The organism is Fervidicella metallireducens AeB (assembly GCF_000601455.1).
Lineage (GTDB): Bacteria > Bacillota > Clostridia > Clostridiales > Caloramatoraceae > Fervidicella > Fervidicella metallireducens.
In genome coordinates, this window is the sequence record NZ_AZQP01000048.1 from 1 (window position 1) to 15,575 (window position 15,575).

Here is a 15,575-nt window from a genome sequence, read left to right on the forward strand (position 1 = left end):
TTTTAATAGTTTTTTTCAGCTAAAATAAAAAAACACTTGCAAAAAAAATAGAATTGTGTATAATAATATTTGTCGCTAAGATGTTCATGCAGGTGTGGCGGAATCGGCAGACGCACAGGACTTAAAATCCTGGGTCTGAATAAGGCGTGTGGGTTCAAGTCCCACCACCTGCACCAAGGCTCTTCAGTAAAACTGGAGAGTTTTTTATTTTTGACGTTATGATACATTGATTCCAGAAAACTGGCTTTAATGAGGTTGACAAGGAATACATAAACAAATATAATATTGTTAGAAGTTGCGCCCATAGCTCAGCAGGATAGAGCAACGGTTTCCTAAACCGTGTGCCGGAGGTTCGAATCCTCTTGGGCGCACCATTTTTAATAAAACGTTGATATAAACCCGGTGGGACATATAAGCAGTGTTATAAACCAATGAATAATATCTCCCTTCAAAGGAAATACTATTTTCATAGTAAACCTTGAAAGGAGATGTTTTTTTATGCCTAGAATTGCAAGGCAGAAAAAAGAAGATGCCATTTTTCATGTAATGGCAAGGAGTATCAGTGAAGTTGATTTATTTAAAGATGATACGGATAAGCTTAATTATTTAGCTTTAGTCAAAAAATATCAAAAAACCTATGAATTCAGAGTATATGGCTACTGCCTTATGGATAACCATCTTCATTTAATTATAGATGCTAACGGAGCAGACATTTCAAGAATAATGCACAGCATAAACTTTTCCTATGCACAATATTTCAATCACAGACATAAAAGACATGGACATCTATTCCAAGACAGATTTAAAAGTAAAATGGTAAAGAGTGAAATATATCTTTATGCCTTATCGGCATATGTTCACAACAACCCTTGTGATATAAAGGGTTATGAAAATTGCCCCGAGAAATACGAATTTTCAAGTCTTTCAATATACCTAGGCTTAAGACATGACCCCTATGAACTTATTGATGATGGTTTTATTATGGGAATGTTCAGTAAAAATCCTAAAAAAGCCAGGGAAAGCTATATGAAATTAGTATATAAATGCTCTGATAAGGTTTTCAAAGAAGAAGTTGAATTTTTAAATGAAGGAACCGAATACAGAAGTGAAAGAAAGATTTTAGTGAGAAACATTAAAACTATAGAGATACTGGAGTTTATCGCATCAAAACTTGGAATTGAAAAAATAAAGCTACATACAAAACACTGCAGAGAAATAGTTGAAGCAAAGGCACTGGCTGTACTTTTAATGAGAAGTCTTTGTAACTTAAAATGCAGTGAAATCTGCCGCGTCCTTGGAAACATAACCCAAAGCAGGGTTTCAAAGCTCAGCAGCCTTGGGGTGAAGCTTTTAGATGATGAGAAATATAAAAATATTACATATGAGTTTATGAAACAGTATGCTTAATTTTTTTGTACGAAAATATTGTAATTGGCTTTCAAAAGTTATAAAAATAATTGTTTTCGTGAAGCATAAAAATTGGACAAGCATAGCAAAACTCTTAAAAAAAAGAGAAAATAAAGTTATATTAAGCCAAGGAATCACATAGTTTGGTTAAAATTGAGGTATGGAAGGGCTTATAAAATATATATGACTATATTATTGCAGTAAGTATGTGTCCCTTATGACATATAAAACCATCTATCTAAGCCTCCACTTCCATCAGTATCATGTGGCCAACCACCACTTTTTATTATTTGAGAAGCGAAGTTTGTACAATCACCTCCTGAACCTGATGTTCCCATATTTCTATAGGTAGAGTTTGGATTAAACACATATGTGCAAGCATAGTTAACTGCAGCAGTTCTATTATAGGTAGGCAAAAGGGTTGTAAACGCTGTGTCATTTTCTAATTTAATATCTTGTGAAGTTACAGATGGCAATTCAGGAGCATTATCAGGCATAGATAAATCTTTATTAGATATTATAACCCATATTCCATCTAACTTTTTGAGTTCAATATCATGCAAATTATATACTTTCGTTGGGGTTTGTTCTTTTTCCGAAATTTTATAATTTATTGTTATTATATAGTCAACTTTTACTTTTGCAGTATTTTCATTTACTATAATATCGTAAAAATTAAATTTTACATCATTTTTTGTGTATTTTATATTATCTGTTTTCTCTAAATTTTTAAATCCCATTAATCGTTTTTCTATGTTATTTTTTAACTTTATATCTTTGCATATATCTTGAGTTTGCTTCTGCCTCTGAACTTCATCTGTCGTAATATTCCACGATTCAGTAATAAATGTTTCTATAGTTTTTTGAATACTATTTTTATCTTTTTCAAGCTTAGAAATTTGGCCCGCATGTACGAAGTTTAAACTAAAAGTAATAAGAATCAAGCTTAATAAAATAGGAAATATTTTAAACTTTTTCATTATATACGCCCTCCATTAATTTATATTTTTCATTATTAACATATTTTATTAATTTATACTTTTATCCCCCTTTCTATTTTATTAACATTTTATTAATGTCTTTTTACTCAAAACGGTAATTGAACCCGGTGGGACATATAAGCAGTGTTGTGAACCAAAGAACAACATCCCCCTTCAAAGGAAATACTATTTTCAGAGTAAACCTTGAAGGAGATGTTTTTTTATGTCAAGAATGGCAAGGCAGAAAAAAGAAGATGCCATTATTCATATAATGGCAAGGAGAATAAGCGAAGTTGATTTGTTTAAAGATAATGAGGATAAGCTTAACTATTTATCCTTAGTTAAAAAATATCAAAAGACCTATAAAATATATATGACTATATTATCACAGTAAGTATATGTCTCTTACATCCATGCATTTGATTTTCCTATATTTATTATTATTTGTAAATATTGACATTTATTATTATTATAGTGCACTATAAATAATAGAATAAAGGAGTTAGTTATAATGTTAGATAAAATTTTAAAAAGATCTTTATGCATTTGTCTTGCATTTTTATTCTCATTTATGATTTTAGATACGAAAAAAGTGCACGCTAATCTTCAAGAAGATAAAAGGAACAATTTTGAAAAAGTAACAAATTTGTTAAGTAAATTTGAAGGAGAAGATAAGTATTTACAAGGAGCTCCAATAGACTCATCAATTAAATATTATAGATATGAAGTAACAATAAAAAAAGATAAGAAAACAGGGAAGAAAGAAATTAATAAAAAAATGGTTGAAATAACAGAGGTGCAATATATAAGTGAAAAAAATAATCCTGAGTTATTTAATGATACATTAGTTGAAACTGCAACTATGTCTGCTGACGATGATGCATCAGGTGATTCTGGAACATATTATAATTGGATACGAATAGGATATTCGATAGTTAACAATTCTGGTCATATATATGTAAATTCATATGCTGATTGGAGAAAATAACCATTTTATATGCAAACAGATGTATTTGGTGTGACTTGGGATTCTAATACAAGTTTTATTCCTAATACAGATCGTTTCTATTACAGTTGGAAAGTACAAAAAAATGGGTACCCTAATGGATATCCAGCAAATGGAACTTTTAATAGAATTCCTGCATCAGGTACAGGGGGATTGGCTTATACATTCTCTTTATCTGAATGCTATAAAAATGGTGTATTTCCTTTATACGATGATGGGAACTTTAGCGTAAGGCTTTCTTTTGAAGCTAATCCTGCAAATGCAATATCAGGTTATTGTAATTATACTTTTACATATGCTCATCAACAAAGCAAAATATCTACAAGTAGTCCAAGTATAGATTTAAAGTCAGGTGGTCTTTCTATTACCCCAACCGTAACAACACACTGGGATTATGCTTTTATTGATGGAAGAATAAAACGTTAAAATTTCTTGTTGGGAGGTGAAACAAATCGTGAAAAATATAGGTAAAAAAGGGCTTTATATATTGCTTGCATTTTCTCTTTTCTTAAATTTATGGCAACTTGATAATATAAAACGCATGGATTACACACAAAAATATATAGATGCAACATTTATTAACGAATTAAGAGAATTAGATAATAGTATCAAAGACAGCTATATCACTAATGAAGGTGGATATCGAATTATATTATCTGCTGTAGGTCAGTGTCGAGGAGTAGTCCGACACACAAGTTATTCAAAAAAAAATAAAGAACTTGTTGGCACTATTATAGAATTGGAAACCTTTTTAATGGAATATAAGTTTAATAAAAAATCAGAAAAAAAATTATATGAATTGAAAACTTATATTAGTAAACTCAAAGAAAATCCTAATGATATCGATATCACGAAAAATCTTTATAATTATATATTAACTCATAAATAATACGAGTATATACTAGAGATACACACTCACTATCAGTGATATAAAATTTTTTCTATCATCCAAAATGTCATAATCAATAATTCAAATAAGGGATGTGGCACTAGCATTTTAAAAAATGCTAGTGCCACATCTCAATTTATTACTTATTTGCATATATCTCAACTATTTTTAGTATAACTTCAACAGCCTTTTCCATAGATGATGTTGGAATATATTCATATCTTCCATGGAAGTTATGTCCGCCTGTAAATAGGTTTGGTGTTGGAAGACCCATGTATGAAAGTCTTGAACCGTCTGTACCTCCTCTGATTGGTATAATGTTTGGAGTTACTCCAACTGCTTTCATAGCTTCTGAAGCTGTATCAACTATGTGCATTACCTCTTCAATCTTTTCTCTCATGTTGTAGTATTGATCCTTAACTTCTACAACAACAGTTCCTTCTCCATATTTTGCATTAAGCTTATTGCCAATCTCAGCAAAGGTTGTTTTTCTATTTTCAAAGTTAGCTCTGTCAAAATCTCTTATGATATAAGCTAAAGTTGTTTCCTCAACTTCTCCCTTCATAGAAATCAGGTGATAAAAGCCTTCATATCCTTCTGTATTAGCTGGTGTTTCTCTTTCTGGAAGCATTGATATAAATTCATTTGCAATAAGCATTGAGTTTACCATCTTACCCTTTGCAGACCCTGGATGTATGTTAATACCTTTTATAGTTACCTTTCCGCCTGCTGCGTTGAAGCTTTCATATTCTAATTCACCAACAGCTCCTCCATCAACTGTATAAGCAAAGTCTGCATTGAATTTTTCAACGTTAAAATGATCTGCTCCCCTGCCTACTTCCTCATCTGGAGTAAATCCAACACGTATTTCACCATGCTTTATTTCTGGATGATTTATCAAATATTCTACAGCTGTTATAATCTCTGCAATTCCAGCCTTATCATCTGCGCCTAGGAGAGTTGTTCCATCAGTTGTTATTAAAGTATGTCCCATGTAATTTTTCAAACTTTCATGTTCCTTTGGTGATAATATTATATTTTTTTCTTTATTTAAAACAATATCTCCACCATCATAATTTTCAACTATTTGTGGTTTTACATTTTTTCCTGGCATATCTGGAGCTGTATCCATATGTGCTATAAATCCTATAGTTGGAATATCTTTATCTGTATTTGCAGGTAGAGTAGCCATTATGTATCCATTTTCATCTAATGAGACATCCTTCATCCCTAAAGCTTCAAGCTCCTTTGCTATTTCCTTAGCTAAAATTATCTGACCTTCAGTTGTTGGAACAGTTGTACTTCCGTCATCTGACTTAGTATCATATTTTACATATGATAAAAATCTCTCTACAACCTTTGACATAATAATTCATCTCCTTTAAGTAATATAACCAGTTTAATTATACTATATTATTTTAAAAAAGAAACAACCATAAAGTATACTTTTGTTAGAAAAGTTTATTTTAATAAATGTAAAAAGACTTATCAACATAATAACTCCTGCTTAATAACATAGTAATGAGGTGAAAAAAATGCGAATTGCAATTATCTCCGATACACATTTTCATAAAAATCCAGATAAAATACAGAGTTATATTGAAAAATACTTTAAAGATGTGGATATGATTATACATGCTGGTGATTATACAAATCCTAAAACCGTAGATATTTTAAAAAGCTATAAACAATTTATTGGTGTCTGGGGAAACGTTGATAAAGACTCTACAAAAGAAATGCTTAGAGAAACTGAAATTTTAAAAATAAATGGATATAAAATAGGCATATTTCATGGTCACGGCAAGAATAAAACAACCATTGAACGTGCCTATGATAAATTTAAAAATGAAAAAGTTGATATAATCGTTTTTGGTCACAGTCATTCTCCAACAATTTTAACAAAGGGAAAGGTTCTAATGTTAAATCCAGGTTCCCTTTGCTATAAAAGAACAGAACGCTGGCATTCCTTTATAATAATTGAGCTTGAAAAGGATGGAATTAAGGCATATTTAAAATTATTCTAATAACCTGACGTGCAGAAAACTGCACGTCAGGTTATTGTTTATATAATTATTATGGCTGCAATAATTGTTGCTACCATTCCTATAACTACAGGAATAATATTTCTTCTGACTAATTCAAAAGGATCAACATCACATATAGCTGCTACTGGAATAACAGCCCAAGGAATTAAAGTTCCTCCTCCAACCCAAATAGCTGCAACCTGACCCAAAGCTGTAAGTGTGGCTGTTCCCCTTCCTATTGCCGTTCCAAAGAGTTTTGCCACTGAACCTGCTAAAGAAATACCTGAAAATCCTGAACCATCAAGTCCAGTTATTGCACCGACACCTGCTGTGGTTATGGCTCCAATTGCAGAATTTAAAGGAACTGTATTTGCTAAAGCTAGCCCTAAATCATTGACAATTCCATGTGAACCACTTGGAAGCACCTCGCCAAAAACCTTTATCAGTCCTGAATCTCCTAAATAAAAGAATGCTGCTATAGGGATTACAGGCCCAAAAACTCTAAATCCAAATTGTAAACCTTCAACAAGATATGCTGTTATATTTTCAAGTCCTGATTTTTTATCCTTAACCATTGATAATACTATCAAAATAAACGCAGCTGTTCCACCTATTAAGGCAGTTGCATCTCCTCCCCTTAAATCATTTGTATACATTGCTACTACATCAAGTAAGAAAAGTATAGGAACAACAACTGCAAAAACCCTCTTTAAGATTATTGACATTTCTCCTTTTTTGTTGTTCTGCTCCTTATAATCCTTAGCATTCCCTTCTACTTTTAATATTCCTTTTTTCATATCTCTTTTTAAAATATAAAATGCAGTTACTGTTGTTACAATCCCCATAACAACTATAAGGGGTACACTGGCGGATATTACGCTGCCAACAGGTATTCCTGCCCCGTCTGCAGTAAGTTTCGGAGCACCTTGTATAATGAAGTCGCTTGAAAGAGCTATTCCATGTCCAAACAAATTCATTACCATGGCAACTCCTAGTGCGGGAAGTCCTGCCTTAACAGCTGCTGGTAAAAGAACTACTCCAATTAAAGCAACAGCAGGTGATGGCCAGAAAAACCAGGAAATAATCATCATCAATAAACCTACAGTCCAATATGCAAGACTTGGATTTTTCATTAATTTTGTAAATGGAGAAATCATTGTTTCGTTTATCCCTGTCTCAGCTAAAACCTTACTCATAGCCACAATTATAGATATGACAAGTATAGTACCTACAAGTTCAGTTATAGCATAAATCAGACTATTGAAAATTCCAATTATAGAAGATGTAATGCTTCCCTTGACAATGAGCCCTATCACAAAAATACCAACAATACATACAAGGGTTGTATCCCTTCGCATAACCATAACACCTAGTATAAGAAAAATAAAGATAAGGTAAACCCAATGAAGTGCTACTAGTTCAGTTCCCATAACAATCCCCTTTGAAAATTAATATACTTTAAAATATGCAGGGATAACTGAAAATGCCATATGTAAAAATTGTTCTATTTGTGTAATAATTGAATTATAGACTACTTTGGGGGGATTTCTATGATTTTTTTACAAGCCTTCGAGAGCATCCTTACAATAATGATAATGATAGCTATCGGCTATATACTTACATTTAAAAAATGGTTTAATAATGAAACATCAAAACTTTTTTCAAAATTAGTAACTCAAATTTCTCTGCCTGCTATGATGCTATCAAGCCTTATGTCCAATTTTTCTAAGGATAAACTTTTATCATCCGGTTATGCCCTTACAATACCCTTTCTATCTATGGGAATATGTTTTGTTATTGCTGTAATCCTTTCAAGGATAATTAAAGTTCCTAACACTAGAAAAGGTGCTTTTCAATCTATGTTCTTTATTTCAAACACAATTTTTATTGGTTTACCTGTTAATATTGCACTCTTTGGTGAAAAAAGTATTCCATACGTTTTTTTATATTATATTGCAAATACAACTTTTTTCTGGACAATAGGGGTATATAATTTATCTAAAGATGCAGGCATAGAAAATGATCATCTTTTTTCTCTTAATAATCTTAAGAGAATTTTTTCACCTCCTTTGACCAGCTTTATTTTAGCTATAATACTTATTCTTCTTGATATAAAATTACCTGATTTCATTATGGATACATGCAAATATATGGGAAATTTAACAACACCACTTTCAATGTTGTTTATTGGAATTACTATTTACTCTGTAGACATTAAATCAATCAAATTATCCTTAGATATGCTGGTTATATTATTGGGTAGGTTTATTGTTTCACCATTTATTGTTTACATATTAACCACATTCATCCCTATTCCCACACTTATGCGAAATGTGTTTATAATTCAGTCATCTTTACCTATTATGACCCAAACTGCAATAATAGCCAAAGCATATAATGCGGATGAAAAATATATTGCTATAATGATACTGATAACTACTGTCCTTAGTTTTCTATTTATACCTTTTTACATGCTATTTTTAGGATGATTTGTATTTTATTTGAAGGATATTTCTTCGGTTTGTAGAATACTGTATCATAGGATAATCTATTTTTTATATGGAGGTAGTTACCATGAAAAAATCTGCTTCATCAATACCAAAACGTGAAGAAATACCTTCTCAGTTTAAATGGAAATTAACTGACATGTATCCATCAGATGATTTATGGGAGAAAGATTTCAAAATATGTCTTGATATGTCGGAGAAAATACAGAGTTTTGCTGATACAATGACAACCTCCCCTGATGAGCTTTTACAGTGTTTAGATTACAACACTGAAATGGAGAGGCTCTCAGATAAAGTTTATGTTTATGCACACATGAGCAGTCATCAGGATACAACCGACAGCTACTATCAGGAGCTTGCCGACAGAGCAGATTCTCTAAAAACAAAAATAGCCAGTGCCAGCTCTTTTATTGTTCCAAAAATCCTATCTATCCCTGATGATAGATTAAATGAATTCATTGAAAAAAATGACAAACTCAAATTTTATAAGCGATTTCTTGATGAAATAAGTAGAATAAAGCCTCATATATTATCTGAAAAAGAAGAACAGATTTTAGCCCTTTCATCTGAAATTTCAAGGTCCCCTGGAACTATTTTTAATATGCTGAATAATGCAGACTTGAAATTTCCAGTGATAAAGGATGAGAATGGAAATGATGTGGAAGTTACAAAGGGCAGATATATATCCCTTATGGAAAATCCAGATAGAAGGGTTAGAAAGGATGCATTTGAGGCATTGTATAGTACATATGAAAAACATATAAATACCATTGCATCAACCCTTAGTGCCAATGTTAAAGCAAATATATTTAATTCCACAATTAGAAAATATTCCTCAGCAAGGGAAGCCTCCCTGTTTCAGGATAACATTCCTGTTGAAGTTTATGACAACCTCATTGCTGCAGTTCACAATAATTTAAAATTAATGCATAGGTATGTTTCTCTAAGAAAGAAAATGCTGAATCTTGATGAATTGCATATGTATGATATATATACACCTATGGTTAAGGATGTTGAAATGGAAATAAAATATGAAGAAGCTGTGGAACTAGTAAAAAAAGGCGTCAGCCCCCTTGGCGAAACTTATATTTCTGATCTGACTAAGGCCTTTGAGTCTGGCTGGATAGATGTTTATGAAAATGTAGGAAAAAGAAGCGGGGCTTATTCATGGGGATGCTATGATTCACATCCATATGTTTTATTAAACCATAATGACACTATTGACGGTATGTTTACACTTGCCCATGAAATGGGACACGCAATGCATAGCTTCTATTCAAAGTCAACTCAGCCATATTTATATTCACAATATAAAATTTTTGTTGCTGAGGTTGCTTCCACTTTAAATGAGGCTCTATTGATGAATTATATGCTTAAAAATACAAAGGATAAAAAAGAAAAAATGTATTTACTAAATCACTATATGGAGCAATTCAGGGGTACAGTATTCAGACAGACTATGTTTGCTGAATTTGAAAAAATAATTCATGAAAAAGCAGAAGCAGGTGAATCATTGACAGCAACTTCTCTATCTAATATTTACCGTAATTTGAATGCTAAATATTTCGGTCCTGATGCTGTAATCGATGATTATATAGCTCTAGAATGGGCTAGAATCCCTCATTTTTACACAAGTTTTTATGTTTATAAATATGCTACCGGTTTCTCAGCTGCTATATCACTTTCTCAACAGATACTTAATGAAGGCACACCTGCTGTAGAAAGATATTTAAATTTCTTAAAGGGCGGCGGCTCTGATTACCCACTTAATCTATTGAAATCAGCAGGAGTTGATATGACTTCACCAGAACCAATAAATAATGCATTAAAAGTTTTTGAGTCGCTACTTGATGAAATGGAAGAGTTAATATAAAAAATAACAGGAAAGATTTTCTTTCCTGTTATTTTTATATTAAAATACTTTTGTAATCCTTTGTATAAACCAAAAGCCACATCTTCACGTGTTTGCTCCTTTGTAAGCAGCAGTCTGTCATCTGGATTATTTAAAAAGCCAACCTCCACAAGGACAGAGGCAAGATTGTTTTCCCTGAGTACACTTAAGTTACTCTTATAAAGAGAAGTATATTTTTTTGAAAAACTGGTATTTGCATTTAATTCCTGAAGAAGACTTAATCCTAAATTCTGTCTGCTCTTATAATCATAGTTTTTATAATATGACGTGTAATAGGAATCATTATCTTTCTGTACATAAACCTGAATTCCCGAAGCCTTTGTTACTTTCTCAGATGTAGCATTGCAATGTATTGAAATGAAAACAACATCATTATTATATTTTTCTTTAGCCAAATCAAAAATTTCCACTAAATCCTTATTTACTGCGTAGTTATTTGCTGAAGTTGTTTTCATAATTCCGTATCTTTCTTTATATGAAGGGTTATTAATGTAGTAATTAAAAGTTTGTTTCTTTTGATTGAGTATATCTATCTTTTTCTCAAGCTCCTGTTTTTTTATTCTGGTTTCTTCAAGGGCAATCATAGCTTCTCCAAGTGCAATTTCCATGTTACTTATAGTTTCCTGATCAACTGGATTTTGCAACTGCCTTAAATTGTCTAACTCTTTCTGCTTGGTTTCTATGTTCTTTTCCTGCTCTGCAATTTTTCCCTCAATCTGGGATATTTCAAGCATCAATCTAGGTATTTCGAGCTCTATAATCTGATTGTTAGCAACTGCAGAGCGATAATATAGAGAATGATACCCCTCATTTCCGTCTGTATCTCTCGTCATTATAACCGTTGCACCTGCTTCCTGCAAAATTCTCTTTAATCTCAAACCTATGTCAAGTGTAATTGTTTTCTCTTGTACTCCAGAATAAGATGCACCTGGATCCTTAAATCCATGACCAGGATCTATGATTATTATTTTTCCTGTTAAGCTGCCTGGAGTACCATTTTTCTGCACAAATATTTCCCTTATCACTGTTTGGATAAAAAGTTTCTCTAATACAGCCTGAGTTACTATTCCGTCTGCTGCTAAACCATTAGCATTTTGAAAATCTATAACTGCCTTTAAAGTTGTTTCTTCAAATATACCACTGATGTTACAATTAAACCCTTGTTCATTAAGTTTATTCTGTAAAATGGTAACCTCGTTACCTGAACTTCCATATTGAAGAACCGAAGTTATAGGTATTTGAATCTGAGAATTAACATTATCCCCTTCTACTGGTTTTGTTTCTGTATCCTCCTTTGAAGTCTCTACCTTTGGCTTTGCTTCACTACTGAAAAGTATCTTTTTTGTTTCATTATTTACTGTACCTGTTACAGTTAGATTATTTTTTTTCTGAAACTCCATCACTGCAGATTCTGTTTTGTCGTCAAAATTACCATAGTTATCTATATTAAGATATTTAAGCTCAGCTAACCTCTTTTGTAGTGAAGTAACTTCCTCTCCAGAACATCCTTTTTTAAGTGAAGTATCAACTGGTTTATTTTGTTCCTGATTATCTATATTAGGACTAGAAGGGTTCTTTTGTGTAGTAGTATCGACTTTTGTTGTTGTCTTAACTTCGTTATTTGTTTTAAAAATTAAATCCCATGTTTTCTTGTCAACAATCCCAGTTGGTGGTAAGTTATTTGACTTCTGGAAAGCTTTAACCGCGTCAACAGTCATACTCCCAAAATATCCATATGTATTTAATTTAATATATTTTAATTCTACCAGTTTCTTTTGTAATGCCGTAACCTCTTGTCCACTCATTCCTTTTTCTAATTTTTTAAAAGTATTCTCCTTAGTATTTACTTGAGTTGTTTTAGTGGAATTTGAGCTTGTACCCTTATTTAATAAATTCCATGTCTTTTCATCAACAGTACCTGTAGCCTTTAATTTCTTTGTTTGTTGAAACTTTATAACTGCATTTTTTGTTTCATTCCCAAACACACCATTAGCTGTCCCTTTGAAATAACCAAAATCCTTTAATTTTTGTTGTAATATTTTAACATTATTACCTTTAGAACCGTATTTTAATGTTGTAAAGGCAAATACGTTCTGCGATATTATAGATAAAGTAAATACAAGAATCATTATGGTTGTAGTTAATCTCTTCAGCAACTAAACCCCCCCTTAAGTTCCTGATAAAATATATTTATATCCAATAATTATTTTATCATAAATTCATCATAATTTTACAAATAACATTATATAAAACCAATTTTAGTATAATTTGTAATTATTAAAACTATGTTTTGAATTAATTAAAAATTATTAAGAGTTTACATTTATTTCTGTCTAATTATACTACACTTGTATTATCGTTAAAAAAGGGACCATCTAAATAGATGATCCCTTTTTTATTATTATATTACTTACCTGCTAAATTTCTTTCATAAGCTTCAACCATTTTCTTTACCATGTAGCCACCTACTGAACCACATTCCTTTGATGTCATGTTTCCCCAGTATCCGCTTTCTGGTGCATTAACACCGATTTCGTTAGCTACTTCATATTTAAATTGGTTAAGGCCTTTCTTAGCTTCTGGAACAACCTTCTGGTTCTTTCCTCCAACTATATTGTTATTCATATCTTTCACCTCCTGTTGTGCTGTTACTATTAATTTAACCAATATGAATTTTTATATAGCAGGGAATTGGAGGTAAAAAATTTGCAATATTTTGTCATGAGATTCTTTGTTCCTGTAACAAACTGGTTTAATTATTATTAATTTTTACTTCATTGATTCTTAATATATATGATTTATAATAAGAATAACTCAATAAGAATTTTACAAATTCGGTTTTTTAAATTATTCCTTTGTTTTAATTTTTGAGAGGCAGGCAAACAAAAGAGGCGTTTTAAACGCCTCTTTTGTTTTGTTTAATTATTTTTAATTTTTTTATTCTGGTAATTTAATATGAAGGAATTATAATGTAAATATAATGAATTAAAGGAGGTTTTTGGGATGAAAAAAATTTTATCAGCAGTCCTAACTATAATGTTCATATTCACATTAACATTAATTAATATGGACCCAGTAAAGGCTGCTACTGAAAAACAAAAAAAAGTTGAGTTAAAAGCTGCAAAAGAACTCGAAAAAACTGAGAAAAAAGCTTTAACGGAAAAAATTAAAGCTAAAAAACTAGAATTAAAAGCCCTCATGGAGAGAAATAAGTCATTAAGGGAAGACATCAAAAATAAACGCCAACAAATTAAATCAATTCTTGCAGAATTAAATAAATCTAAAGATAATCCTGAAATCAAGGCAAAACTGGATCAAGTTAACGCTAAACTCCTCTCTTTACAACCTGATAAGGAAACCCTTAAAAATTTAAGAATGGCAGGAAAACCCTTCTGGGAACAATTTAAAGCAAATATTTCTGCTAAAAACATAGATGCTGCTCTTTTAAATTTAGAAAAGATAGCTAGTATCAGAGATAGTAGATATGAAGCTTTAGCTAAAATAAATAAAACACTAGATGAAATTCTTGAAATTTTAAAGAAATAAACATTATTTCAGCCCATAAACTAACTAATAAGTTTATGGCTGAAATAATTTATATAAGATATCTTAGGTTTGTTTGGCTGCTAATTTATTTTATTAAGTCAAATTATTTTTAACCTTGTTAAATGCATAATCCATCAAAGATTCTAAGTTATTATTATTTTTCCCTCCGCCCTGTGCAGAATATTCAGTTCCTCCACCTTTTCCATCAATCAAAGTTATTGCATCCTTTAAAAGGCTGCTCATGTTCAAATTGTTTAGTTCCTTTGAACGTATGAATTTTAATTGAACCCTGTCTTGGGATTTTATAGCAAATAATATTACCACTTTAGGGAATTCTGCCAACTTAGTTGCAAGTAATTCCACATATTTTATATCCGTATTATCAAAAATTGTTTTTATTATCTTAACATCATCAATAGCTTCAGTTGAAGCAAACATATCTTTAGCCTGATAATAAGCTATCTCTGAAATCAATGCTCTTTTTTCATTTTGATTTTTATTATGTTCCGCCATAAGCCTTTCAACTTCTTGCATTACTTCATTGACGCTGCAGGATAAAATCTTTGATATGCTATTAATAGAATTATGTTTTAATATATAGTCTTTAATTGCTCTGTTACCACAAAGAAAATAAATCCTTACTCCATTTTTATATTTTTCCCACTTTATAATTTTAATTAATTGAACTTCCAGTGTTGATTTTGGGTGCGTTCCACAGCATGCATTAATGTCGATATCACCAATTTTTACTATTCTTATTTCTTCTTCTGTTTTTGGTAATGGTCTTCTTGTCTGAAGCTTTCTCAACTCGTCCTTGGAAGGGTATAAGATTTCTACCTCTATATTTTCAGCAATTATTTTATTTGCTTCCTCTTCTACCTTCTCAATCTCTTCACTATCCAATATTTTATCCAGATCTATTGTTGTATAGGAATCACTAAGATGAAAACCTATTGTCTTTGAATTAAATAAGTTCATAAAACATGCTGATATTATATGCTGTCCTAAATGTTGCTGCATATTATCATATCGTTTTTCCCAGTCAATAATACATTTTACTTTATGTATCCTATTAGGCTTAGTCTCAACAACATGATAAATCTTACCCTTTTCTTCATAAACATAATTTACAGGTATTCCGTCTATTTTGCCTGTATCAGATGGTTGTCCTCCCCCTTCTGGATAAAAGCAGGTTCTATCTAATTCCAGGTGATATTTATTATCTTTTTCTACTATATTTACTATTTCACAGACACATTCCTTCATATACGGATTTTCATAATATAGTTTAACCATTGATTACA

15 protein-coding genes and 2 tRNA genes are annotated in these 15,575 nt (G+C 31.3%); 11 read left to right on the plus strand and 6 right to left on the minus strand.

The genetic code is table 11. The annotated features are described in order from the left end of the window. The first annotated feature begins 88 nt into the window (after window positions 1-88). From Q428_RS11825 to Q428_RS11835, 3 genes are all read left to right on the plus strand, one after another. Window positions 89-176: transfer RNA gene (locus tag Q428_RS11825), tRNA-Leu, on the plus strand. A gap of 121 nt (window positions 177-297) precedes the next feature. After that, window positions 298-374, plus strand: a tRNA-Arg gene (locus Q428_RS11830). A 124-nt stretch (window positions 375-498) separates the two neighbouring features. Then, window positions 499-1,407: a transposase gene (locus tag Q428_RS11835; protein WP_035381221.1), complete on the plus strand. Its 909-nt coding sequence runs from the start codon at window positions 499-501 to the stop codon at window positions 1,405-1,407. A 215-nt stretch (window positions 1,408-1,622) separates the two neighbouring features. Here the strand turns inward: Q428_RS11835 and Q428_RS11840 are convergent, their stop codons facing one another. After that, window positions 1,623-2,387 carry an amidase domain-containing protein gene (locus tag Q428_RS11840; RefSeq protein WP_035381223.1) on the minus strand — a complete coding sequence of 255 codons (765 nt, stop codon included), beginning with the start codon at window positions 2,385-2,387 and terminating at the stop codon, window positions 1,623-1,625. A 223-nt stretch (window positions 2,388-2,610) separates the two neighbouring features. On the opposite strand from Q428_RS11840, the gene Q428_RS15500 reads away from it, so the two are divergent. The 4 genes from Q428_RS15500 (at window position 2,611) to Q428_RS11855 (ending at window position 4,282) form a co-directional block, all read left to right on the plus strand. Further along, window positions 2,611-2,781, plus strand: coding sequence for a hypothetical protein (locus Q428_RS15500; protein WP_161633628.1), 171 nt, complete (start codon window positions 2,611-2,613; stop codon window positions 2,779-2,781). Between the two features lie 117 nt (window positions 2,782-2,898). Beyond that, window positions 2,899-3,375, plus strand: a complete 477-nt coding sequence (locus Q428_RS11845) for a hypothetical protein (RefSeq protein ID WP_035381225.1) — start codon at window positions 2,899-2,901, stop codon at window positions 3,373-3,375. A gap of 9 nt (window positions 3,376-3,384) precedes the next feature. After that, window positions 3,385-3,819 (plus strand): hypothetical protein, encoded by a 435-nt coding sequence (locus Q428_RS11850; RefSeq protein WP_035381227.1) that lies wholly within the window; start codon window positions 3,385-3,387, stop codon window positions 3,817-3,819. A gap of 28 nt (window positions 3,820-3,847) precedes the next feature. Beyond that, complete coding sequence (locus Q428_RS11855) at window positions 3,848-4,282, plus strand: hypothetical protein (protein ID WP_035381229.1); 435 nt, start codon at window positions 3,848-3,850, stop codon at window positions 4,280-4,282. Between the two features lie 139 nt (window positions 4,283-4,421). Here Q428_RS11855 and pepT read toward each other — a convergent pair whose 3' ends face one another. Next, on the minus strand, window positions 4,422-5,648 hold the full coding sequence (pepT, locus tag Q428_RS11860; protein ID WP_035381231.1) for a peptidase T: 1,227 nt from the start codon (window positions 5,646-5,648) through the stop codon (window positions 4,422-4,424). A 169-nt stretch (window positions 5,649-5,817) separates the two neighbouring features. On the opposite strand from pepT, the gene Q428_RS11865 reads away from it, so the two are divergent. After that, a complete protein-coding gene (locus Q428_RS11865) occupies window positions 5,818-6,306 on the plus strand; it encodes a metallophosphoesterase family protein (protein WP_035381233.1) in 489 nt (162 codons plus the stop codon). A 38-nt stretch (window positions 6,307-6,344) separates the two neighbouring features. Here the strand turns inward: Q428_RS11865 and Q428_RS11870 are convergent, their stop codons facing one another. After that, window positions 6,345-7,736 (minus strand): membrane protein, encoded by a 1,392-nt coding sequence (locus tag Q428_RS11870; RefSeq protein WP_035381235.1) that lies wholly within the window; start codon window positions 7,734-7,736, stop codon window positions 6,345-6,347. A gap of 120 nt (window positions 7,737-7,856) precedes the next feature. Between Q428_RS11870 and Q428_RS11875 the strand changes: the two genes are divergently transcribed. Both Q428_RS11875 and pepF read left to right on the plus strand, forming a co-directional pair. Beyond that, complete coding sequence (locus Q428_RS11875; protein WP_035381236.1) at window positions 7,857-8,795, plus strand: AEC family transporter; 939 nt, start codon at window positions 7,857-7,859, stop codon at window positions 8,793-8,795. An 85-nt stretch (window positions 8,796-8,880) separates the two neighbouring features. Beyond that, on the plus strand, window positions 8,881-10,686 hold the full coding sequence (gene pepF, locus Q428_RS11880; RefSeq protein ID WP_035381238.1) for an oligoendopeptidase F: 1,806 nt from the start codon (window positions 8,881-8,883) through the stop codon (window positions 10,684-10,686). On the opposite strand, the gene Q428_RS14990 is transcribed toward pepF, so the two are convergent. Continuing rightward, window positions 10,572-12,881, minus strand: a complete 2,310-nt coding sequence (locus Q428_RS14990; RefSeq protein WP_084478336.1) for an N-acetylmuramoyl-L-alanine amidase — start codon at window positions 12,879-12,881, stop codon at window positions 10,572-10,574. The two genes, pepF and Q428_RS14990, sit on opposite strands and share 115 nt — an antisense overlap. A gap of 250 nt (window positions 12,882-13,131) precedes the next feature. After that, window positions 13,132-13,350 (minus strand): alpha/beta-type small acid-soluble spore protein, encoded by a 219-nt coding sequence (locus Q428_RS11885; protein WP_035381240.1) that lies wholly within the window; start codon window positions 13,348-13,350, stop codon window positions 13,132-13,134. Between the two features lie 378 nt (window positions 13,351-13,728). Here Q428_RS11885 and Q428_RS11890 point away from each other — a divergent pair, with 378 nt between their 5' ends. Next, window positions 13,729-14,271 (plus strand): coiled-coil domain-containing protein, encoded by a 543-nt coding sequence (locus Q428_RS11890; protein WP_035381242.1) that lies wholly within the window; start codon window positions 13,729-13,731, stop codon window positions 14,269-14,271. Between the two features lie 93 nt (window positions 14,272-14,364). On the opposite strand, the gene Q428_RS11895 is transcribed toward Q428_RS11890, so the two are convergent. Beyond that, on the minus strand, window positions 14,365-15,537 hold the full coding sequence (locus Q428_RS11895) for an alanyl-tRNA editing protein (RefSeq protein WP_242847838.1): 1,173 nt from the start codon (window positions 15,535-15,537) through the stop codon (window positions 14,365-14,367). Between the last annotated feature and the right edge of the window lie 38 nt (window positions 15,538-15,575).